The sequence below is a fragment of the Alkalimonas sp. genome, from assembly GCF_020831925.1.
In the GTDB taxonomy this organism is placed as follows: domain Bacteria; phylum Pseudomonadota; class Gammaproteobacteria; order Enterobacterales; family Alteromonadaceae; genus Alkalimonas.
This window is the reverse complement of record NZ_JAFIFQ010000016.1, coordinates 17,709-38,856: the sequence shown is the minus strand read 5'-3', so window position 1 is coordinate 38,856 and position 21,148 is coordinate 17,709. Positions and strand designations below refer to the sequence as shown.

Sequence of the window (21,148 nt, the reverse complement as noted above, 5' to 3'; positions counted from 1 at the left end):
CTATGAAACCTCAATAGGATCAGATGTTTATTTTCCTATTTACTTGAAACCAAAAAGCGTTCTCTGACGTACGATGCTGCGGCTAACCTCGATCGGTAAAGCAAACTCTTGGCTGGTGCAGCCGGAGCGAAGCTTTCCAAAGCTGCTGCCATGGAGATGTGCTTAACGCACTTTTGCCCGGCGAATCAGCTTGTACATCAATTCGGGTGCCAGCCTGGCCAGTAAGGCTCCGAATCGCTCTTTTCGCCCGCCTACCACGATGTAGCTTTTGCCTTTTAGCAGGGCTTGAATGGTTTTAGTGGCAAAAGCATCCGCGCTCATGGCATTGGCCTGAGCATCATCCATGCTGCCAAGTGGCTTACCATCGCCGGTCAAGGCATTGGCAGAGACCTCGGTACGGACAAAACCCGGAAACACCACCGCAACCCGAATGCCTTGATCAAACAGCTCTGCCCGAACACTGTTGGCCCAGAGGTGAATGGCTGCTTTAGCCGCCGAGTAACTGCCACGGTACTGAGTACCGACCAGGCCCGCCACACTGGATACAAACGCCAATTGGCCTTGTCGTTGCTTGAGCAGCTGCGGCAAGGCGGTACGACTCAGTGCCACCTGGGCGAAGTAATCCACTTCCATCAGTCGTCGATCCGTATCCTGGCTGGTGTCCATCACCAAAGATCGCTGACTGATGCCAGCGTTGTTAATCAGCCAATCCAGCTGGCCATAGCGAGCCAGTACAGCATCCAAGGCAGCCTGGTGTGCCGGGTAATCGCAGATATCAAGCACCAGGCAAAGGTGGCGCTCCGGCTCAGCTAATTGCTGCTGAACCCGGCTTAATTCATCCTCGCGACGGGCACTTAGTACCAGGTTGGCACCCAGTGCAGCCAGTTGTCGGGCCAGAGCTTCGCCTATGCCGGAAGATGCGCCGGTTACCCAGATCACCTGATTGTGCAGGGCACCCTTGGGTGTGTTTGTCGATGGCTGAGAGCTTGGCATGCAATGTCCTTTAAAGGTTTTAGTATCGATAGTGTGGTAAAGCCTGCGACTCGTCAAGCAGGTGTTTTCGACAGTCCAGCACAAGCAGGTTAGAATAGTGCAGCAAGGAAAAACAGGAGAAGCCAGGTGGTTAAGGCCGTTATTTTTGATATGGATGGGGTTTTAATTGACTCTGAACCCATGTGGCAACAGGCTGAGCTGCAGGTATTCAGTCAGCTGGGTGTCACCCTGACTCCAGAGCAGACCCGGCAAACCGCCGGCATGACAACTCAGGCTGTCACCAGGTTCTGGTACCAACAATCGCCCTGGCAAGGTCAGAGCCTGGCAGATACCGAGGCGGCAGTCATTGCCCGGGTAGCGCAGTCGATAGCGAGCAAAGGCGAAGCCAAAAAGGGTGTTCAGGCCTTGTTGCAGCAACTGCATGAGCATCGACTACCTATTGGGCTTGCTACCAACTCGTCGCAATACCTGATGGATACTACCCTTGATACCCTGGCTATTCGGCATTACTTTGCGGCCCATTGCTGTGTCGAGATGGTAACGCAAGGCAAGCCAGCGCCGGATATTTACCTGCTGGCTGCCAGTAAGCTTGGGGTGGCACCGGCCGATTGCCTGGTGTTTGAAGATTCTTACACTGGTATCAGTGCAGCCAAAGCGGCCGGCATGACGGTGGTGGCCATGCCTGCTACCGAAGAGTGGCACCATGAAAAATTTGATATTGCCGATGCCAAAATCCGCTGTCTTAGCGAGTTTGAGCTGCGCCTGTGGCACTAAGTGCTTAGGCGCGAAGTAACGGATAGTAGGGCGCTTTAATGCCGTTTGATTTTACCCACTGCACTTTCTTGAAATGGATCTGTTTTTATCGTTTCTGTATTGTTGCGTTGTGTTAATTATTTCTCTGGATTACAATCCGATACTTCAATAGTCTGGTGTCGCACTTGGAATACCAAGGAAGGAAACACCCAATAGTATCTAAAGGGATCATGATGGAAACAATTGAATTAACCTGGGGCAGAGCAAGTCGGATTTGGTGGGCATTTTTCTGGCGGGCAACCTTGATTGGGGCTGTAATTGGCTTAATCCTGGGTTTCGCTGGTGGAGTTATTGGCTTAATCATTGGCCAGGCTGAGCTGGCGATTCAACTAGCAACGTTAGCGAGCTATCTGGTTGCGGTACCTGTATCGTTGTTATGCCTGCGTGAAGCATTGCAACTGAAATACAAGGGCTACCGCATTTGCCTGGTCAAGCATGACGAAGTCGTTGAGTCAGTTGGCTTAGCAGAGCAAGACACAGCTCGTTGAGAGAAGGGGCTGGCACCGCTTTACGTTGTCTCTGAGCCACCATGTTTGGCGGCCATCTCATCCAGCTCCGCCAGGGTGTAATCAAAGCCCTTGCCATCAAACTGATAACGGACTTTCACCACCAGGCCGCCATCCAGCAGGCCGGTTTTTACATCCGCCACTGACCAGTGCTTCAATTCGTTTAAAAAGCGATAGGCAATCTGAGCGGTGGCAAAGCGATAGCGAATGTCGTTGGTCATGTCACGGCTTATTTCATTGGTGATATCAAATTGGCATGAAGCGCATTGTGCGGCATTGTGGCATTGAATCAAGTCTCAGTGGTCGCGATTGCTGGATTTAACAGCAAACAAGACTGTTTTTTCATGCCTTAGTCTCTTGATGGCTCTGCCAGCAAGCGGCCAATGGCCGAGCTCCAGTGCTGATAGCAAATGCTTTGCTGCTCGGGGCTTATCTGGGGTGTGAATTGTGCTGCGCGCTGCCACAGTGGCTGGATAGCCCCCAGCGTGCTAAACCAACCAAGCTGCCAAGCCGCCAGAAAGGCGGTGCCAAAAGCGGTGGCATCGCTTATTTTGCTTTGGCTGATACTGTGTTGGGTTAAATCGGCCAGGGCTTGCAGGAACCACTGATTGACCGTCATGCCGCCATCGACGCGGATATCGGCAATGCTAATGCCATCGTGCGCCATCGCCAATAACAAATCCTGGGTTTGGTAGGCAACACTGCGCAAGGCCGCAGCGCAAATCTCTGCTTTGCCACTGTTGCGGCTAAGCCCAAACAAGGCAGCTTGTACCTTCGGCTGCCAGTAAGGTGCACCCAGGCCGGTAAAGGCTGGGATCAGCAACTCGCTTTGCTGATAGCCCACGCCGTTAGCCAGTGCTTCAGTGTCGCTGGCTTGTTGAATGATACCCAGCTTATCGCGCAACCATTGCACGGTTGCCCCGGCCATAAAAATACTGCCTTCCAGCGCATAGCTGGGTACACCTTTTATTCGCCAGGCCACCGTAGTTAACAGCTGATGCTTGCTGTGCAGGGCCTTGGCCCCGGTATTGACCATGGCAAAGCAGCCGGTGCCATAAGTGCTTTTCAGCATCCCCGGCTCGACGCAGGCTTGGCCAAGTAAAGCGGCCTGTTGATCGCCCAGAATGCTGACAATGGGGATGGGGTGACCAAATAACTCGGCACTGCAGCTGCCAAAGTCGCCGGCACTGTCGTGCACTTGCGGCAAAACAGCTGGCGGAATGGCAAAGAGCTTCAGCAGCTCCGGGTCCCATTGCTGCTGATGGATATTAAACAGCAGGGTACGGCTTGCGTTGCTGGCTTCGGTAGCATGCACGTTGCCACCGGTTAAGCGCCACAATAAAAAGCTATCGATGGTGCCAAAGCACAGTTCACCGGACTCAGCGCGCTGGCGTGCGTCGGGCACTTGCTCCAGCAACCATTGCAGCTTAGTAGCGGAGAAGTACGGATCGGCCAGCAAGCCGGTTTTGGCGCGAATGCTGGCTTCATGCTTTTGTTTCAGTGCCTGGCACAGATCGGCAGTACGTCGGTCTTGCCAGACTATAGCCGGATACAGGGTTTCGCCGGTTTTTTTATCCCACAGCAGGGTGGTTTCCCGTTGATTGGTCAGCGCCAGTGCAGCGACTTGTTTGGCCTGGATACCACTTTGTTGCAGCAGTTGCCGGATGCAATTAAGCACACTTTGCCAAATGGCTTCTGGATCCTGCTCCACCCAGCCCGTATGTGGGTAGCTCAGCGGCAGCTCTTCGCTGCAACTGGCTTGTGGGCACAGCTGGCGATCATACAAAATAGCCCGGCTGGAGGTCGTGCCCTGATCAACGGCGATGATGTAATCCGGCATAGTTGAAGAACCTAATACCATTGAATGCTTTAGCCTATGCCAGCTGCTGCAGCCTGTCCAGCTTGATTGTCAGACCTGCTCAGCTGATCTATGATGATCCTCTTTCGAAATGGCCAAGCCAGATACTTTATGACAACACATTCACCTGACAAACCAAGACTGTGGCTGTGGTTGCTATGGCTTGTGGTGTTTTTCGGTGCCTGGCTCTATTTGGTGTTGGGGCGCGGTCTTTGGCCGGTGGCCGCAGAGCACTGGCCCATGGCGGTAGCGATGGCGATTGGCAGTTATGCTGCTGGCTCCACGCCGATGGGGGGAGGTACGGTTGGTTTTCCTGTCTTGGTGCTGTTGTTTGAGTTACCGGCCAGCCTTGGGCGTGATTTTAGTTTTGCCATTCAATCCATTGGCATGGTCAGTGCCAGTATCTTTATTCTGGCTCGGCGTCAGCCCATTGCCTGGGCCATGCTTAAAGGCGCTATGCTGGGCTGTTTGTTTGGTCTGCCGCTGGGCATCTTCCTGCTTGCCCCTTGGGTGCCAGAGCTTTGGATTAAATTGTTGTTTGCCATCGTCTGGGCCAGCTTTGGTGTGCTGCACTTATGGCGCTTGCAGGAAATTGCTAGTCATACGGGTATGACCGAATTTGATGAGCGCTGGGATTTTCAGCTTGGGCTGTGTATTGGTGTGTTAGCAGGCGCTTTAGTGGTATCGGTAACCGGGGTAGGTATTGATATGGTGCTTTACACGGCGCTGGTGCTGATTAGCCGGGCTGATTTAAAAATCGCCATTCCCACCTCGGTGGTGATTATGGCCTTTGCTTCAGTGCTTGGCGTACTGATTAAAGTCACGGTTGGCCCGGGCCTTGCCCCTGGTGTGTTTGAGAACTGGTTGGCGGCCGCGCCTGTGGTTGCCTTGGGCGCACCCCTTGGGGTTTATATCGTGGCGAAAATTGGCCGTAAACCGACCTTGCTGGTGGTATCCACCCTCTGTGTTGGCCAGTTTGTCTGGACACTCTACTCCGAGCAAGGTGTGCTGGGCTTCGGAGGCAGTGCTGTGGCTTTAATGGCGGTGGCTATTTGTCTGTTGGGTTTTGAACGCCTGCGCCGCTTTGGTGCCCGTTTGGCGGGGGAGCGATTGGCAGTAGCTCCACCTCAGGCTTTGACTGAGGTGGAGCATATCGAAGCCGGGCAGGAAGCAAAACCGCTGCGCTCAGATTAGTTAACCGCAAACTTTTTATCCAACCGGCTTTCCCCCAGGCCGCTTTTGCGGGTAACCACTAGCTGGGTAGGGATGCGCTCTTTCATTGCCTCAATATGGCTGATCACGCCAATCATCTTGCCACTGGCATTGAGGTTATCCAGCGCATCCAGCGCAATATCCAGTGTTTCGCTGTCCAGAGTGCCGAAGCCTTCGTCCAGAAATAACGAATCGATGCTGGTTTTATGACTGACCAGATCCGACAGTGCCAGCGCCAGTGCCAGACTTACCAGAAAGCTTTCGCCGCCGGACAACGTTTTGGTATCGCGCACGGCGTCGCCTTGCCAGGTATCCAGCACACTGAGCTCCAGTCCTTCTCCGGCTTTTCGTTGCAACTGGTAGCGGCCGTGCAGCCGCTCCAGCTGTTGATTGGCCAGATACATCAGATGATCCAGCGTCAGGCCCTGGGCAAACTTCCTGAACTTGGCGCCATCGCGCGAGCCGATGAGCGCATGCAGGTAGCTCAAATCATCCAGCTCGGCCTGTTGCCCGGTGATTTGCGCCAGCAGTTGCTGTTGATCACTGCGTAAGCGGGCATCCTGCTGCAACTGCCCCGTAACACTGCCAAGCTGCTGGTTCAGTGCATCCAATTGCTCATGCAGGCTACGCAGTTGCTGCTCGGTTTCATCCAAAGTACTGTTGGCATAGCGGCTGGCATTGGGATCATCCTGCAGCTGCTGGCAGCGGCGTTCGGCTTGCTGCAAGGCAAACCTGGCCTGCTGAGTTTGTTGCTGCAGCTGTTCACGCAGTTGCTGCAGCTGTTGTTTGTCTTCGGGTAACAGCAGGGCCTTGATAAAGGCTTGCTCGTCGGCAAAGACGGATGCATCCAGGGCTTCGTTAAACACCTGCTGGTGCTGCTGGCTGCGCGCTTGCCATTGCTGCAGGCTGTCTTGCAGGCTTTGGATGCTGGCCTCTAACTGATGCAAGGCTTGCAGCTGCTGTTGGCGTTGTTGTTCGGCCTGCGACAGTTTTTGTTCCAGCTGTTCCAGCTGTTGCTCGCTGTGCTGGCGCTCAAGATTTGGATCTTTATCGCCAAAAAGCTGCTGCCGCTTGGCGCTGAGCTGGCTTAGTTCAGCTTCCATTTGGGCGAGCTCCGAGCTCCGTTTCTGCTGGCATTGCGTTTGCTCCTGCAACTGCTGCTGCACATAGTTGCGGTCGCTTTGCAGGCGCTCTAGCTGCGGTTTCAAGCGGTGCAGTTGTTGCTGTTTTTGCTGCCAGAGCTCGGCATCCTGTTGTTTCTTTGCCAGGAAATCAGCAAAGTCAGCTTCTGCTGGCATGCTAAGTTGCTGCGCCGCTAAATGCCCGGCCAATTGCTGCCACTGCGCGTCCAGTTGCTGCTGCAAGCCAGTCAGCTCCGCTTGCCCTGTAGCAAGGCTTTGCTGTTGCTGGCTCAGTCGCTCGTCAAACAGCTGCAGTTGCTGTTTGGCCTGCATCAGCTTGTGCTCCAATTGTTGGCACTGCTGCTGCTGTTGTTGCAAGGTTTGACTGATAGAGCGCAGTTGCTGAATGCGGCTGCTCAGCCGTTTTAGCTGCTCCTGCTTACTGGCGAGCAACTCGTTCAGCGCTGTGATGTCGCTTATCGCTGGCAGTGCTGGCAATGTGGCTTGCTCAGTGTGTTGCTGCCAATCCTGCTGCAGCTGCTGTTGCTCGCTGCCAAGCCGCGCAAGGGTGCTGTCAAGCTCTGCTAAATGGCGCTCACAGCTATCGAGCTCAGTACGCAGCTGCTTGCCTTGCTCTTCCAGCGCGTGCAGATCTGCGATAGCCTGATCGCGCTGCTGGATATGCTCAGCTGGCAAATGCGGATGCTCACTCAGCGCCGGGTGTTGTTCGCTGCCACAAAGCGGGCAGGGGCTACCTGGCATAAGTTCAGCGCGGTAGTGCGCCAATTGCTCATCCTGACTCACCAGTTTGCTGAGGGCTTCGGTCAGTTGGCGTTGCTGACGAAACTGGGCAGCCAGGCTTTGATGCTGCTGCTTTAGTTGCAGCTGCTGTGCGCTGACATCCTGCTGTTGCTGCAGTTTTTCCTGCTGCTGATGATGATTTTGCTGGTAGCGCTGCTGCAATTGCTGCAGGGCATGCAATGCAGGCAACTGCTGGTTCATGGCATCGCGCGTGCTTTCGTCTTGCTGCAGGTCACTGCCTTGCTCAGTGCTTTGCAGCGCTTGCTGGCTTTGCGCCAGTTGCAGCTGTGCCTGCTGCAGCTGACTAGCCAGTGTTTGTTCGGTGCTGCTAAGCCCGGCTTGCTGCGCGCTGAAGTCTTCAATCTGCTGCTGGTTTTTGGCCAACTGTTGCTGTTTGTCGGCCAATCGCTGGTGCAACTGCAGGCAAGCCCGATGCAGCTCTTGCAAGCGACCAAGCTCGCGGCCGAGGCGTTCATCTGCCTGATGGTGAAGCAGATACTGCTCCAATTGCTGCATGGCCGCTGCCTGTTGTGCCAGCTGTTGTTGCTTGTCGCCGTATTGCTGCTCGAGTTGCTGCAATTTTTGCTGTTGCTTGTGGTGTTCTGCTTGCTGTTGCTGGCGCTGTGCTGTTCGTTGCTTCAGGCTAAGATCCAGCGGCTCGACCTGCTCGCTTAGCAGTTGCGCTAAGGCTTTGTGCAGGCTTTTGGCGCTTTGCAGGGCCGCGTGCAATTGCTGCACTTCTGCATCTGCTGCGGTATGTCTGGCTGCCAGTTCAGGGTGCTGCTGCTGGCGTGGTTGCAACTGGGCTTTGGCTTGCTCTGCATGCTGCTGGCTGTCCTGCCAGCGCTGATAGAGGCCACGCAGCGCTTCGGCCGGCTCACTGTCTGCCAGGCGTTGCAGCTGCGGAGCGGCTTGTTGGAGCGCCTGCTCGGCCTGCTGCAAAGCGGCGCTTGCTTCTTGTTGCTGCCGGGTTGCCTGCTGACGGTCCTTGTACCACTCAGCTTGAGTGCGGAGGCTGTCTTGTTGCTGACGCAGTGGCAGACGTTGCTGCTGCAGGCTGCTTTGTTGTTGCGTTAGCTCAGCGTGCTGTTCATCGGTTAACAGCTGCATGCCATCGGCTTTGGCGCTTAAGGTGTCCAGCTGTTGTTTGGCCTGGCTGTGGCGCTCATGCACTTGCATTGAGATCTGGCCATAGATCTCAGTGCCGGTCAGCTCTTCCAGCAGCTCGGCGCGGTCGCTTTCATTGGCCAGCAAAAAAGCGGCAAACTGACCTTGTGACAGCATCATCGAGCGGGTAAAACGGGCAAAATCCAGCCCGGTCAGTTGCTCAATCTGCTCGTTTTTTTGCTTCAGCTGGCTGGATAATACCTTGCCCGTGGCGGCTTCAGCCAGTTCGACATCGGCTGGCTGCAGTTTGCCATCGGCCTGGCCGCGAGCGCGGCGCATGCTCCAGTGAGCACGGTAGACTGTGCCTTTGACTTCAAATTCCACTTCCGCCTGGCAGTCGCCACAGCCACGCGTCATGATGTCATTGCTGCTTTGGGTAATCAGGCCCAGCCGCGGGGTCTGGTGATACAGCGCCAGGCAGATGGCATCCAAAATGGTGGTTTTGCCGGCACCGGTTGGCCCGGTGATAGCAAAAAGACCATTATCGGCAAAAGGTGGCTGGGTGAAATCAATGCGCCATTGGCCTTTCAGGGAGTTGAGATTGGCAAACTGCAGCGTCAGAATTTTCATGCCGGGCTCTCCTCGCTGTCGCCACTTTCTACCTCAGCCAGTACTTGGTGAAACAACTGCTCCAGCCGGTTTTTTCGGGCGCCGGCGTTTTCGTCGTCAAAGTTTTCCAGTGCCAGCCGGCGATCAAATACCTGCTGTGGGGTCAGCTCGGTTAAGGTTTCATTTTGCTGCTGCTGCAGTGACTGACGCTGCCTGGTGCGGGCCCGTCGTAGCTGCAGCACCTCCACCGCTTTATCCGCACAGAGCGCCTGAATGCGCTGCTGCAAATCCGACAAATAATCATCCAGCGCCACTTCGATGCTGAGCCAGGTGGGCTGCTCAGCCTGCTCCGGGTAGCTGCTTAGTTGCTGCTCCAGCTCCTTCAGACTGCCTTTTAGCAAGGCCATTGGCTGAAAGCGCGGTACTTCCAGTGGTGTCACTGTATCCAGCTGATCGTTGGCAAATTGCACCAGCAGCACCTGCTTGGCACTCCCAAGCTCATCGAAACTCAGTGGAATAGGCGAGCCGCTATAACGGATATGTGGCTGTTTGCCAACGATTTGTGGGCGGTGAATATGGCCCAGTGCAATGTAATCGGCGGGCGGAAAAGCATCGGCCGGAAAGCCATCCAAAGTACCAATATAAATATCGCGCACGGATTCGGACTGGCTAACTCCCAAAGCACTTAAGTGGCCTGTGGCGACAATCGGCAGCGGCTGCGCTAACGTCTGGCGCTTGGCCAGGGCCAGCTGATACAGCTGCTGGTAGTGCTGCGAAATGGCTGTGCCCAGTGCCCGGCGCTTGGTGAGGCCGCTATCGCCGGCACGGCTTTGCAGCACATCGCGTGGCCGAATAAAGGGCACCGCACATAGCAGAGCGCCGGTGCTGCCATTGCGTTTTGGCAGTGCAATCAGTTGGTGTTCTGGTTCATCAGTGACACTGGCGACCACATAGGTATTCAAACAAGCCAGCAACTGGCGCGATTCATTCAATACCGACACAGAATCATGGTTGCCAGCCAGCACCACCAGGCAGACACCGAGCCGGTTGCAGGCCACCACAAATTCGTTGTACAGCTCGCGGGCGTAACTTGGCGGTGTGCCGGTATCAAACACATCGCCGGCTACCAGAATGGCATCGACTTGCTGCTGCTCTGCCTGCGCCAGCAGCCAGTGCAAAAACGCCTGATGCTCGGCTTTACGGCTTTTGGTAAAAAAGCTTTGGCCCAGGTGCCAATCGGAGGTGTGAATGATTTTCATACAAGGCTTGCTGATGAACGGTAGACAGAGCCTTAGACTACCATAATGGATTCATTTTTAAGGGACCTTTGCTGGTTTCTACTAAAAAAAACAGGCAGCGCGGGCTGCCTGTTGTATGCTCACTGAGGCATAAACACTTACATGCGTTGCAAGCGTCGCCAGTCACGAATAACTTCCCAGCCCGGAAACAGAGCGATAATCAGTAAAGTGATGCTGATGCTGCGCTCCAGCTGCTCCGTCGTCAGCCAGAGCAGTTGTTCCGGCACACCGCTGAAGAATGGGCTGGTCCATGCCAGAATAACAATGGCTGTGACCAGCAGAGCATTGAGTGCCAGGTTGCATTTCAGCAAAGCTTCAGTCCAGTAGCGCTGTTTCAGTTGCCATGCACTGAGGGTGATGCCAAGCAGCAGCAAAGGGCTAAAGGCCTGAAGCAAGAAACGACTGTTGAGGGTAAGTTCTACCGCTGCAAGGTTCTGCCCAAAAACCGGGTACCAAATCAGCAGCAGCAGGAACAAATACGTCGCCAGATCGGTGAAAATATCACTGAGCTCAATGCGCTGCCAGGGTTTCGCTAATTGCGGCAGCTTGGCAGGATCCCAGCTGGTTGCAGTGGTACAAGCACTGCCTTGCTCTTTTCCTATCGCCCAAAATCCTAATGTGATTACACTAAATGCAAAGGTCGCATCGCGAATAAATCCGCCAGCCATGTGCTTTAACATTAGCAGCAGCCCAACGTTTTCATTGCCAAGCCAAAGCAGACTGGACTGAATGACCTGGATCAGGAACAGAATGCCAAACACCATGGCCAGGGTGTAACTAAATAACGGCATCAGCCCTACCGGGATTAATGGGCTGGGTGGGGCAAACTGGTGGGCCATTTGTTTCGGCGGACCAAGCTGTTTCAGTACGCTGTGTATCCGTTCTTCATCCGTTAGGCTGGGCTGTTGCTCTTGCACGGCATCCAGTTGATCAAGAATATTGGCTTTTAATTCGCGAGTGACATCCTGCTGTTTTTCTTTTGGCAGCTCTTGCTGCACGGCGGCCAGATAGCGTTCTAATAAGTCCATGGCTAGTGCTCCAGTAGTGGCCCTAAGGCGCTGTTTAGTTGTTGCCATTCTTGCGTTAACTGCGTCAGCAAATCGGCGCCTACTTCTGACAGTTGGTAGTAGCGCCGCTCCCGGCCTTCGCCCTGACGCCATTCGCTGTCCAGCAGGCCCTGATCGGCCAGCCGGCGTACCAGTGGGTAGAGGGTGCCTTCGTCGATATCGATACCAGCGTCCTGCAGTTGCTTGCGCAGCGAGTAACCGTAGTGCGGTGTTTTTAGTGAGCTCAGCACTGCCAGTACCAGCACGCCGCGCCGCAGTTCCAGCCGCATTTTGTCCAGTTGCGCTGTGGTCATAGTTGGTTCCTGCTTACTGTGTGCCACATACTGTATGTGACACAGTAAATGTATACTAGGTGACGCACAGTACAGGCGTCAAGGTGTTTTGTGGTTTTTTTGCACAAAAAAGCCGGCACAGGGCCGGCTAATGAACCAAGCTGGGTGGTTAAGCTTGATACAGCTCCAGCGGCAATCCATCCGGGTCCTGAAAGAAGGTAAAGGCTTTGTCGGTGTAGGGATCAATCCGAATTGGTTCGACGGGAATGCCATGTTGTTCCAGATAGGTCTTCACCTTGGCCACATCCTGCACCACAAAGGCTAGATGACGTAACCCTTGCGCTTCCGGCTGGCTCGGTCTTGGCGGTGGGGATGGGAAAGAAAATAGCTCCAGTTGGCTGCCGTCTGGCAGTTGCAAATCCAGCTTCCAGGAGTCGCGCTCGGCCCGGTAGTTTTCTGCCAGGATCGGTAGCTGCAACAGCTGATGGTAAAAGGTTTTCGAACGCTGATAGTCGGAGCAAATAATGGCCAGGTGATGAATGCCTTTGAGCATAGCAATCTCAATCATTTGGAAAGTACAGAATGCGATAGATTCTATAACACTTAGTCACAGTTTTCACGATGCGCAGGCCTATACTGATGCCACTATCTGGAGTCTAAACTCATAGCTCACTATTAAGGAGGATGCGATGCGATATCTAAGCCTTGTTTTTGCAGCGCTGGTTATTACAGGTTGCGGCGATTCGGAGTCTGTTGCACCACCGGTACAACAAGATCCTGCGCCGGTTGGTTATCAGTACAGCCAATCCAATATGCCGCGTGATGTGCAGCCCCAGGTCAGTTCAGCTGCATTTGAGCAGCTTATTGATAACAACAATGATTTTGCGTTGAGGCTCTATCAATGGCAGGCCGAAAACGATGAAAACTTGTTTTTTGCACCCATGTCGGTGTCGCTGGCGATGGCAATGAGCTATGCCGGAGCCCGTCAGCAGACGGCTACGGAAATGGCAACAGCGCTGAACTTCCAACTGCCGGATGAGCAGCTGCATTCAGCCATGAATAAACTGTTGTTGCAGTTGCATGATACTGCCGCTACAGGTGATTACCCGATCACCTTCAATCTTACTCAGGCCAGCTGGTTGGAGCAAAGTTATGTTGTGTTGCCCGAGTATCTGGATCTGTTGGCGGTGCATTACGATGCTGGCGTGCATCAGATTGACTTTAAAGAGCAACCAGACAAAGCCAGAGCAACGATTAACAACTGGGTAGCCGAGCAAACTGAAGGCAAACTCTCTGAGTTGTTGGCCGAAGGTAGTGTGACAGCAGATACCCGCCTGATGCTGTTAAACACCATGTTTTTCAAAGCTAACTGGGCGCAGCCGTTTAAACCGGCAGATACCCAGCAGGTAGATTTTTTTCCTTTGAATGGCAGCACAGTACAGGTTCCGATGATGCAGCGAGATGCGGTGAGAACCCTGTATGCGGAGGGGGCTGGTTATCAGGTTATTCGTTTAGCCTACGCCAACCAGCAGTTTGCCATGTTGGTGTTGGTGCCATCCGAAGGTAATTTTATTGCCTTTGAAGCAGAGCTGAACCTGGATCGGCTGCAACAGATCCGTCAGCAACTGAGTGAGCACTTGGTGGATCTGACGCTGCCGAAGTTTCAATTACAGCACCAACTCAATTTAAAATCCGTGTTGCAGGATTTCGGCATGCAGGAAGCTTTTCAACCCGGCAGTGCTGACTTTTCCGGTATCGATGGTACACAATCTCTGTTTATTGGCTCGGCGGTGCATCAGGCTGTCATTGATGTGGATGAGTATGGTACCGAAGCAGCTGCGGCAACGGCTGTTGAGATGGGGGTGACCAGTGCGCCACCTCCGGCTGCGCTGACAGTCAATCGTCCCTTTATCTATCTGATTGAAGAACAAGGTACCGGCGCTATTTTGTTTATGGGGCGTTTCCTAGAGCCCTAAGCTCTGCTTTCACCCCGCTTATTGCCATCCAGCAACACCGTTGCCGGATGGTAAACAGTTAAGGCAGGGTTCACGCTGCCTGGCTATGCTTGGCCAGATATGAGCGTTTCTTGATGAGGTTTTACCATGCGAACTATGCTGCTGACTGTGGCCCTAAGTGCCTTGCTTCCTTTTGCTATCCAAGCCAGCCCGGTGCCGGACTTTCCTTTCGTGACCGTGAGCGGCTCTGCCCAGATGGAAGTGGCGCCGGACTCTGCCCGTATTTCCTTGGTGATCCGTGCCAATGCCGAAACCGCGGATGCGGCAACCAGTGCGGTATACCAACAAGGTCGTAGCCTGTTGAGCTATTTGCAAAGCAAAGGCGTGGATTTGGGCGATATTGAAGCGGCTCAAATCAACAAAGAAGCGACTTATCAGGATTACAGCAGCCGAATCATCACCGGCTATGCGGCGACTCAGCCGGTGTTTGTGCAACTGCGTAGTATTGAGCATTACATCGAGATTATGGATCACTTGTTCAAGCAGCCGCATATTTTTTCCATTCAGGGCCAGTTTGAAACTAGCCAGAAAGAACAGTTGGAGCAAGAGTTGATGGCCAAGGCCGGAGCTGATGCCCGTCAGCGGGCTGAGCGCCTGGCAAAAGCACAGGGCGCTGGCATTCACTCGGTCTTTGCCATCAGTGAAGGCAGTCGTAGCTGGGGGAGTTTAAGCTCAGATTTTGGTTTTGGTGCAGGTAGCGGCGTCTATGGCGTTCAGATGCGCGCCAGTGCCGATATGGCCGAAAGTAGTCTGGTGCTGCCAAAACATATTCGCATTCAGCAATCGGTGAATGTGATTTACCGGTTGGAGCCTTAATCTTTGTCAACGCAAGGGCTGGGTGTCCAGGGGGCTGTGCTACCAGGCCAAAGCCACTGTCGCTTGCGCTCAAGCGGACTGAAGGTATAGCTGTTTGCTGCCGGTAACTGCGCAAGCTGGCATTGCACCACTAAGTCGTAGCTTTGATCCTTAGCAAGCTCGTTTATCATGACCGGCTGGCCAGCTTGCTGCAACAGCAAACAGCTGGCTCCCGTGGAGTCCCGATAGTCCTGGCTTTGCAGAGGCTGCTGGCCTTGCAAGCCCGCGACCAACAGCAGCGGTGTGGCACCGCAGCGCACGATATGCAATACGCTGTCGCCTTGGCGGTAATGCAAAACAGCAGCCCGCGCTTCTGTATCGGGTAAATCGGTTTCGGCAGTGTAATGGACTATGCTGCAACCCGATAAGCTCAGTAATAGCATAAAAAGCATCGTTTTCATCTTACCCCCAAAGCATCGCCACTAACCGCAGACCCAGGGAGGGATCTTGCCAGTAAGCGGTATGCGCCAGTAACCAGCGCTGGCCGGTATTGACATAATGGCCATGCAACAACCAGCCTTTGTCATCGCAGCCATTGCGATATCGCAGCTCAACGGGGCCTTCAGTGCCCTCTACTTCCACTTTACTGCCAAACACCCGGCCACTAACGATGGGATCATGGCGGCTGTAAAAATTGTGCCAGGGCAGGCGTTCATGCTCTGATGCTAAGGTGTTTAGCTGAACTTTTGGAAAAACTTGCCAGGGGCCGATATTTAATGCCAGCCCAAGCGGGCTGCCTAATGTGATCAGACCTTGCACCGGCCAGAAGCGACGATCGTCGCCCGCAAATAAACCCGGTTCAGCTATGAGCTCGTTCAGTACCTGCAAAGCATAAAAGCTGCCCAGGCTGTGTGCTAGCAGCAATACGCGATGTCCTTGTTGATGGGAGTCTAAAATCCGCTGTCGCAGGCCTGCGCGGATGGTTGCGGCAGTGCTGCCCTGGCCGGCAGCAATAACAACATCACCAATCAGATCCACCGTCATACTCAGTGCCCGGCGGGTTAGCGGGCGACCACGGGCGATAGCGGTTGCCAGTTGTTTCCCCAGCTGCACGGTGGGATGAGCGTCGTTTTTGTCTTCATACAGGTATTGCAGCACCTGGTACTCTTCGCAGATATGGCTGGCAGCAAGTACCCGGTCGACCAGCGTTCGCACCGTTTTATCCAGCGAAATCTGCTCGTTACTACCAGTCTGAACGCCATGCACCACCAGAATATGTGGGGCTTTGCTAAGATCTACGGCCATGGCCTAGCACCAAATGTAACAGAATCGTTTGATTCTAGTACAAATCGTGACCAGATCAACCAGACTGTAGGGGTGACACGTTATTTCAGCTCAAACTGCTGTTGTAAATAAGCCATGATGTCGTTGGATTCATAAAGCCAACGTACTTCAGCCTGCTCATTTTCAATACGCAGACAAGGCACTTTTACCCGACCGCCGCCCGCTTCAAGCTCAGCCCTGTGAGCAGCATTGTGCTGGGCATCCCGCTTTTCGATGCGAAGACCCAGTCGGGCTATTTCCTTGCGAACCTTAATGCAAAAAGGACAGGCTAAAAACTGATACAGCACCAACTGCTGGCAGGCTTTATCAACCTTCAACTGCTCCTTTGGTTCACGCTTTACTGGTGCCGGTGTACTGAGCTTTTCAGCTACGAGCATAAAGGGCGTTAAAATCAGGCGGATGCCACGAAAAAACAAACGGATAACTGCGCGCATAAAGGACTCTGTTGGTTGCGGGGAAAGGATGTTGAAATGAGTGCCAGTTTAGCATGTCTGCGATCTGAAACCCAGTTGCTGTTATTGGAAGTAGTTAGCGGAGCGTTCGTTTTTTTGCATAAGCTTCACATTTAAACAATGTGATTCTCTCGTAGTTAAAAGCAGGTATGGTCTATATGCAGTGGCGTACTTTCTGAACTATCCCGAACAAAATGGGATCTGTGCTAGCATAGACTTTTTTTGCTGAAGTGAGTCGTTATGACGGATCCTATCTATGCCATTGGCACTGTCGGCACCCCCTGGGGCCAGCCGGAAAAAACACGTTGGTTAAGTCAGCAGCAGATCAAGCGCAGTTATCAAAGCGATGTGCTAAGCCAGCTGAATGCACTGCAACAGGATTTTGATGTGGAGCAGTATGGTCGGCTGGATTACCGGGAGCTGGTGGGTGCTGATTACCCGCTGTTTGCAGTGAAAAGCCGTCACTGGGATCCAACCAAACCCTCGGTGCTGGTAACAGGTGGCGTGCATGGCTACGAAACCAGCGGGGTGCATGGTGCTTTGGCCTTTTTACGCCAGCAGGCGCTTAGTTACAGTCAGCATTTCAACCTGCTGGTGCTGCCTTGTTTAAGCCCCTGGGGCTATGAAACCATCAACCGTTGGAACCCGGAGGCGGTGGATCCCAATCGCTCCTTTATCACCCCAAGCCCGGCACCGGAGTCGGCCCAGGCGATGCAATATGTGCAGTCAGTCACAGCCAACTGGCTGGCACACATCGATTTGCACGAAACCACTGACAGCGATAACAGCGAGTTTCGCCCGGCCAAGGCGGCGCGCGATGGCACCGTCAATACCAACTGGAATATCCCAGATGGTTTTTATCTGGTTGGGGATACGAAACAGCCTGCACCTGCCTTTCAGCAAGCTATTATCGAGGAGGTAGCAAAGGTCACCCATATTGCCGAGCCGGATGAGCAGGGCTGCTTGATTGGTGAGCCTCTGGTACAGCCTGGGGTGATTTTGTACGATACCAAAGGGGCCGGGCTATGTGCCGGCATGACTGATGCGGCTTTTGTTACTACCACGGAAGTTTACCCAGACAGCCCGCGCAGCACGCCGGAGATCTGCGTGCTGGCCCAGCAAGCCGCTATTTGTGGCGCACTGGATCACCTGCTTAATCAGCACTAGCGTCCGGCAGCAGCTGGCTTATGAGTTGCTCGGCACTGCGTTGGTTCAGGTAGCGCGGTACCGCATAGGTAAAGCGGGCTTCGGCCAGCGCTGCTCTGGCAATGGCGGCAATATCGGAGGCTTGCAGCTGAGGTACTTTGTTGGCAATGCCAAAGCTTTCATTCAGATGAATAATGCGATCAATCAGGGCCTGTGCTGCCTGCTGGTCACTGTGCGCACCACTTGCCAGTTGGCAATGACGGGCCAGATGCGCCATGCGCTTTTGACAAGCCGGTAGAGAAAACGCCAGCACAGAGGGCATCACCATGGCATTGGCTAATCCATGGGGGACATGGTAGTAGGCACCAAGCTGGTGAGCGATGGCATGAATGTAACCAACACCTGCCACAGTAAAGGCCTTACCGGCTAAGTGAGAGGCTTCGGCCATCTGTTGGCGCGCTTCGAGATCCGCTCCGTGGGCAAAGGCGCGCGGCAAATAACTAAAAATCGCCTGTGCAGCCGCCAGTGCCTGTTGATCGGTTGTGCGGTTGGCGTTACGCGATAAATAGGCTTCAATGGCGTGGGTCAGCGCATCCATGCCGGTACTGGCGGTGATGGCAGGCGGAAGTCCGGCCATCAGATGGGCATCCAGGGCGGCAGCTTTGGGCAGCAAGCGCACATCTATCAGGGGCAGCTTGCGCTGGTGCTCGGGATCCGACACCACGGCGGCTATGGTGACCTCAGAACCGGTGCCAGCCGTGGTAGGAATGGCGTAAACCGGCAGCATGCCGCGCCACACTCTTAGCATGCCAGTCATTTTTAATACTGACTTTTTGTTTTTGGCTCTGGCGCCAATCAGTTTGGCGGCATCAATCACCGAGCCACCACCAACTGCCAGCAAAGCGCTGGCATCGGCTTGCACCAGCGCTTGATAACCGGCCTCAATTTGCGCATTGATAGGATCGGGTGTGATCTGATCAAACACCTGGTAGTGAATACCAAGGCTTTCCAGCTCTGCAAGTAAGGGGGCAAGCAAGCCCAACTGCCGTAAGGCAGTATCGGTGACCAGCAGCAAGCAGCCGGTTTCCTGCTGCTGAATATGCTGCAGCAACAAGCTACTGCTGCCCGGGCCCTGAAAGACCTTGGGCCAGCGAAAGGGCAGTAAGGCCGTGCTCACTTTAAAAGCCATCATGTACAGGCGTAAGGCAATTTTTTCCAGAGTAAACAGCATGCTGCTAAACCAGTGATGGTGAATGCTTATGTTTGTACACCAAATATACCTGGCTTGCAAAGACCATTGCCAGCGCCACAGGGATACCGTAGGCTAGCCAAAACCAAATCGTAGGAGGGGACAGTGATGAAACAGCTGATGGGATGGACACTAACAGCACTGGTACTGACTGGCTGCAACCAACAAGTCAGTGTGGACCAGTCTGTCAGTGCCGATAGCCGGGCGTTTGAGCAATTTTTCCAGGCGCTGGCACAACACTGTGGCAAAGCGTACCCCGGTGGGTTGACACTGGAGCCAGAAGGCGATGATATGCTGACGGGGACTGAGCTGTTGATTGTGCATTTTCGGGAGTGCAGCGACGATCAGCTGAAATTGCCGTTTCATATCGAGCTGGAAGCAAGCCAAAGTTGGGATCGCTCCCGTACCTGGATCATCAGTCGCCATGCCGATGGCCTGGAGCTTCGGCACGATCACCGTAAAGCCGATGGCAGGGACGACAGCAACACCCTATATGGCGGTTTCAGCGTTGGCGAAGGCTCGGCCATCACACAGCAATTTCAATCGGTGCCACGCACCGAAGAATCAGGCTATTTTCGCGGCTGGCGCATCGAAATTGAACCCGGAGTGCGTTACACCTATGGCACAGTTCGTGGTGATAACTGGAGCTGGCGCATTGATTTTGATTTAACCACACCTTTGACGGAGCTGCCACCGGCACCCTGGGGCCATGATTAAATAATGCGCTTTTTTCGGACATGGCATTGCGCTAAGGCTGCATTTCGCGTAGATTAGCGCCCCTTTTGCTGCAACCATCCGAGACACTGAAAAGCATGATTTCTGCCGCCAATATCACCATGCAGTTTGGCTCCAAACCGCTGTTCGAAAACATTTCTGTTAAGTTTGGTCAGGGCAACCGTTATGGCCTGATTGGCGCCAACGGCTGCGGTAAGTCCACCTTTATGCGTATTCTAAGCGGTGAGCAGGAGCCATCCAGCGGCAATGTGTCGGTCGAGCCCAATATGCGGGTTGGTAAGCTGCGGCAGGATCAATTTGCCTACGAGCAGTTCAGCATTGTTGATACCGTGATTATGGGCCATGAAGAATTGTGGCAAGTCAAAGCCGAGCGTGATCGCATCTATGGCAGCGCCGAGATGAGCGAAGAAGACGGCATGCGGGTGGCTGATCTGGAAGTGCAGTTTGGTGAAATGGATGGTTACACTGCCGAAGCCCGGGCTGGCGAGTTGTTGATTGGCGTTGGCATTCCGGTAGAGCAGCATTTTGATACCATGTCCACCTTGGCACCAGGGTTAAAACTTCGGGTGTTGCTGGCGCAGGTGCTGTTTTCCAACCCGGATATCATGCTGTTGGATGAACCGACCAACAACCTGGATATTCATACCATTCGCTGGCTGGAGAATGTGCTGGCCGAGCGCAACAGCACCATGGTGATCATTTCGCACGATCGGCATTTCTTAAATCGGGTTTGTACCCATATGGCCGATATCGATTACGGCGAGCTGCGGCTTTATCCGGGCAATTACGATCAGTACATGTTTGCGGCTACTCAGGCCCGGGAGCAATTGCTGAACGAGAATGCCAAGAAGAAAGAGCAGATCGCCGAGCTGCAAAGCTTTGTCAGCCGCTTTTCGGCCAATGCGTCCAAAGCCAAGCAGGCCACGTCGCGTGCCAAACAGATTGAGAAAATCCAGCTGGCGGAAGTCAAAGCCTCCAGCCGTGTTAACCCTTTTATTCGTTTTGAACAGCATAAGCAGCTCTATCGCCAGGCACTCGAGCTAAAAGATGTGCAAAAGAGCTTTGACGATCTTTCGGTATTAAAAGGTGTTTCGGCTCTGATTGAAGTGGGCGAAAAGGTCGCTGTGATTGGTGCCAACGGCATTGGAAAAACCACCTTGCTCAAATGCCTGATGGGCGAATATCAGGTGGACTCGGGCTTGGTGAAATGGTCAGAAAATGCCGAAATTGGCTACTATGCTCAGGATCACGCCTATTTATTCCAGCACAAAATGACCGTGTTCGACTGGATGCTGCAATGGAAGCAACCGCAGCAGGATGAGCAGGCGGTACGCGCTGTGCTTGGCCGCATGCTGTTTTCCAAAGACGATATTTTAAAGCCGGTCACGGCGTTATCTGGTGGTGAAAAAGGCCGGATGATCTTCGGCAAGCTGATGCTGCAGCGACCCAATATTCTGCTGATGGATGAACCAACCAACCACCTGGATATGGAGTCGATTGAATCCCTGAACCAGGCTCTGCTGGACTTTCCGGGTACTTTGATTTTTGTCAGCCACGACCGCGAGTTTGTCTCTTCACTGGCCACCCGCATTATTGAAATCACGGCCGATGGCGTGCGTAACTTTGCCGGTAGCTACGACGATTATCTGAAAGAACAGGACCAGCAGCAGCGCTAAGTTGTGACTCCATCAACAAACCCGGCTTCGGCCGGGTTTTTGCTTTCTGGTTGGCTTAGCAGCTTGTTTCTTAAAGAAA

20 protein-coding genes are annotated in these 21,148 nt (G+C 53.8%); 8 read left to right on the top strand and 12 right to left on the bottom strand.

The features are described from left to right. Positions 1–162: 162 nt before the first annotated feature. Positions 163–993 carry an SDR family oxidoreductase gene (locus JJU14_RS07010; RefSeq protein WP_228611976.1) on the bottom strand — a complete coding sequence of 277 codons (831 nt, stop codon included), beginning with the start codon at positions 991–993 and terminating at the stop codon, positions 163–165. A 126-nt stretch (positions 994–1,119) separates the two neighbouring features. Between JJU14_RS07010 and hxpB the strand changes: the two genes are divergently transcribed. Beyond that, positions 1,120–1,767, top strand: coding sequence for a hexitol phosphatase HxpB (hxpB, locus tag JJU14_RS07005; protein ID WP_228611974.1), 648 nt, complete (start codon positions 1,120–1,122; stop codon positions 1,765–1,767). Between the two features lie 212 nt (positions 1,768–1,979). Beyond that, positions 1,980–2,294, top strand: a complete 315-nt coding sequence (locus JJU14_RS07000; protein ID WP_228611972.1) for a hypothetical protein — start codon at positions 1,980–1,982, stop codon at positions 2,292–2,294. Between the two features lie 20 nt (positions 2,295–2,314). Here JJU14_RS07000 and JJU14_RS06995 read toward each other — a convergent pair whose 3' ends face one another. Together JJU14_RS06995 and glpK are read right to left on the bottom strand one after the other, a co-directional pair. Beyond that, positions 2,315–2,533: a hypothetical protein gene (locus JJU14_RS06995; RefSeq protein ID WP_228611970.1), complete on the bottom strand. Its 219-nt coding sequence runs from the start codon at positions 2,531–2,533 to the stop codon at positions 2,315–2,317. A gap of 128 nt (positions 2,534–2,661) precedes the next feature. Further along, the gene (glpK, locus tag JJU14_RS06990) at positions 2,662–4,152 is read right to left on the bottom strand and encodes a glycerol kinase GlpK (RefSeq protein WP_228611968.1); all 1,491 of its coding nucleotides are present in this window, start codon (positions 4,150–4,152) and stop codon (positions 2,662–2,664) included. Between the two features lie 129 nt (positions 4,153–4,281). Here glpK and JJU14_RS06985 point away from each other — a divergent pair, with 129 nt between their 5' ends. Continuing rightward, positions 4,282–5,364, top strand: coding sequence for a sulfite exporter TauE/SafE family protein (locus JJU14_RS06985; protein ID WP_228611966.1), 1,083 nt, complete (start codon positions 4,282–4,284; stop codon positions 5,362–5,364). Here the strand turns inward: JJU14_RS06985 and JJU14_RS06980 are convergent. From JJU14_RS06980 to JJU14_RS06960, 5 genes are all read right to left on the bottom strand, one after another. Continuing rightward, positions 5,361–9,041: an AAA family ATPase gene (locus JJU14_RS06980; RefSeq protein WP_228611964.1), complete on the bottom strand. Its 3,681-nt coding sequence runs from the start codon at positions 9,039–9,041 to the stop codon at positions 5,361–5,363. The two genes, JJU14_RS06985 and JJU14_RS06980, sit on opposite strands and share 4 nt — an antisense overlap. Continuing rightward, positions 9,038–10,279: an exonuclease subunit SbcD gene (gene sbcD, locus JJU14_RS06975; protein ID WP_228611962.1), complete on the bottom strand. Its 1,242-nt coding sequence runs from the start codon at positions 10,277–10,279 to the stop codon at positions 9,038–9,040. The genes JJU14_RS06980 and sbcD overlap by 4 nt, the downstream gene beginning before the upstream one ends. Before the next feature lie 137 nt (positions 10,280–10,416). Further along, entirely contained in the window at positions 10,417–11,346 is a 930-nt protein-coding gene (locus JJU14_RS06970) for a hypothetical protein (RefSeq protein WP_228611960.1), read from the bottom strand. Between the two features lie 2 nt (positions 11,347–11,348). Continuing rightward, complete coding sequence (locus JJU14_RS06965) at positions 11,349–11,678, bottom strand: PadR family transcriptional regulator (protein WP_228611958.1); 330 nt, start codon at positions 11,676–11,678, stop codon at positions 11,349–11,351. A gap of 148 nt (positions 11,679–11,826) precedes the next feature. Next, positions 11,827–12,210 (bottom strand): VOC family protein, encoded by a 384-nt coding sequence (locus tag JJU14_RS06960; RefSeq protein WP_228611956.1) that lies wholly within the window; start codon positions 12,208–12,210, stop codon positions 11,827–11,829. A gap of 136 nt (positions 12,211–12,346) precedes the next feature. Here JJU14_RS06960 and JJU14_RS06955 point away from each other — a divergent pair, with 136 nt between their 5' ends. Both JJU14_RS06955 and JJU14_RS06950 read left to right on the top strand, forming a co-directional pair. Continuing rightward, on the top strand, positions 12,347–13,633 hold the full coding sequence (locus JJU14_RS06955) for a serpin family protein (RefSeq protein ID WP_228611954.1): 1,287 nt from the start codon (positions 12,347–12,349) through the stop codon (positions 13,631–13,633). Between the two features lie 126 nt (positions 13,634–13,759). Then, a complete protein-coding gene (locus JJU14_RS06950; RefSeq protein WP_228611952.1) occupies positions 13,760–14,488 on the top strand; it encodes an SIMPL domain-containing protein in 729 nt (242 codons plus the stop codon). Here JJU14_RS06950 and JJU14_RS06945 read toward each other — a convergent pair. The 3 genes from JJU14_RS06945 to JJU14_RS06935 all read right to left on the bottom strand — a co-directional run bounded on the left by JJU14_RS06945 (position 14,485) and on the right by JJU14_RS06935 (position 16,245). Further along, on the bottom strand, positions 14,485–14,928 hold the full coding sequence (locus tag JJU14_RS06945) for a hypothetical protein (RefSeq protein WP_228611950.1): 444 nt from the start codon (positions 14,926–14,928) through the stop codon (positions 14,485–14,487). The two genes, JJU14_RS06950 and JJU14_RS06945, sit on opposite strands and share 4 nt — an antisense overlap. A 1-nt stretch (position 14,929) precedes the next feature. Next, positions 14,930–15,772 carry a hypothetical protein gene (locus JJU14_RS06940; RefSeq protein WP_228611948.1) on the bottom strand — a complete coding sequence of 281 codons (843 nt, stop codon included), beginning with the start codon at positions 15,770–15,772 and terminating at the stop codon, positions 14,930–14,932. 80 nt (positions 15,773–15,852) lie between these two features. Next, the gene (locus tag JJU14_RS06935) at positions 15,853–16,245 is read right to left on the bottom strand and encodes a glutathione S-transferase N-terminal domain-containing protein (protein WP_228611946.1); all 393 of its coding nucleotides are present in this window, start codon (positions 16,243–16,245) and stop codon (positions 15,853–15,855) included. 258 nt (positions 16,246–16,503) lie between these two features. Here JJU14_RS06935 and JJU14_RS06930 point away from each other — a divergent pair, with 258 nt between their 5' ends. Then, positions 16,504–17,430, top strand: coding sequence for a M14 family metallocarboxypeptidase (locus JJU14_RS06930; RefSeq protein ID WP_228611944.1), 927 nt, complete (start codon positions 16,504–16,506; stop codon positions 17,428–17,430). Here the strand turns inward: JJU14_RS06930 and JJU14_RS06925 are convergent. Beyond that, positions 17,417–18,640: an iron-containing alcohol dehydrogenase gene (locus JJU14_RS06925; protein ID WP_228611942.1), complete on the bottom strand. Its 1,224-nt coding sequence runs from the start codon at positions 18,638–18,640 to the stop codon at positions 17,417–17,419. The two genes, JJU14_RS06930 and JJU14_RS06925, sit on opposite strands and share 14 nt — an antisense overlap. A 126-nt stretch (positions 18,641–18,766) precedes the next feature. On the opposite strand from JJU14_RS06925, the gene JJU14_RS06920 reads away from it, so the two are divergent. Both JJU14_RS06920 and JJU14_RS06915 read left to right on the top strand, forming a co-directional pair. Further along, the gene (locus tag JJU14_RS06920; RefSeq protein WP_228611940.1) at positions 18,767–19,375 is read left to right on the top strand and encodes a hypothetical protein; all 609 of its coding nucleotides are present in this window, start codon (positions 18,767–18,769) and stop codon (positions 19,373–19,375) included. Between the two features lie 95 nt (positions 19,376–19,470). Beyond that, entirely contained in the window at positions 19,471–21,069 is a 1,599-nt protein-coding gene (locus tag JJU14_RS06915) for an ABC-F family ATPase (protein ID WP_228611938.1), read from the top strand. The last annotated feature ends 79 nt before the right edge of the window (positions 21,070–21,148 follow it).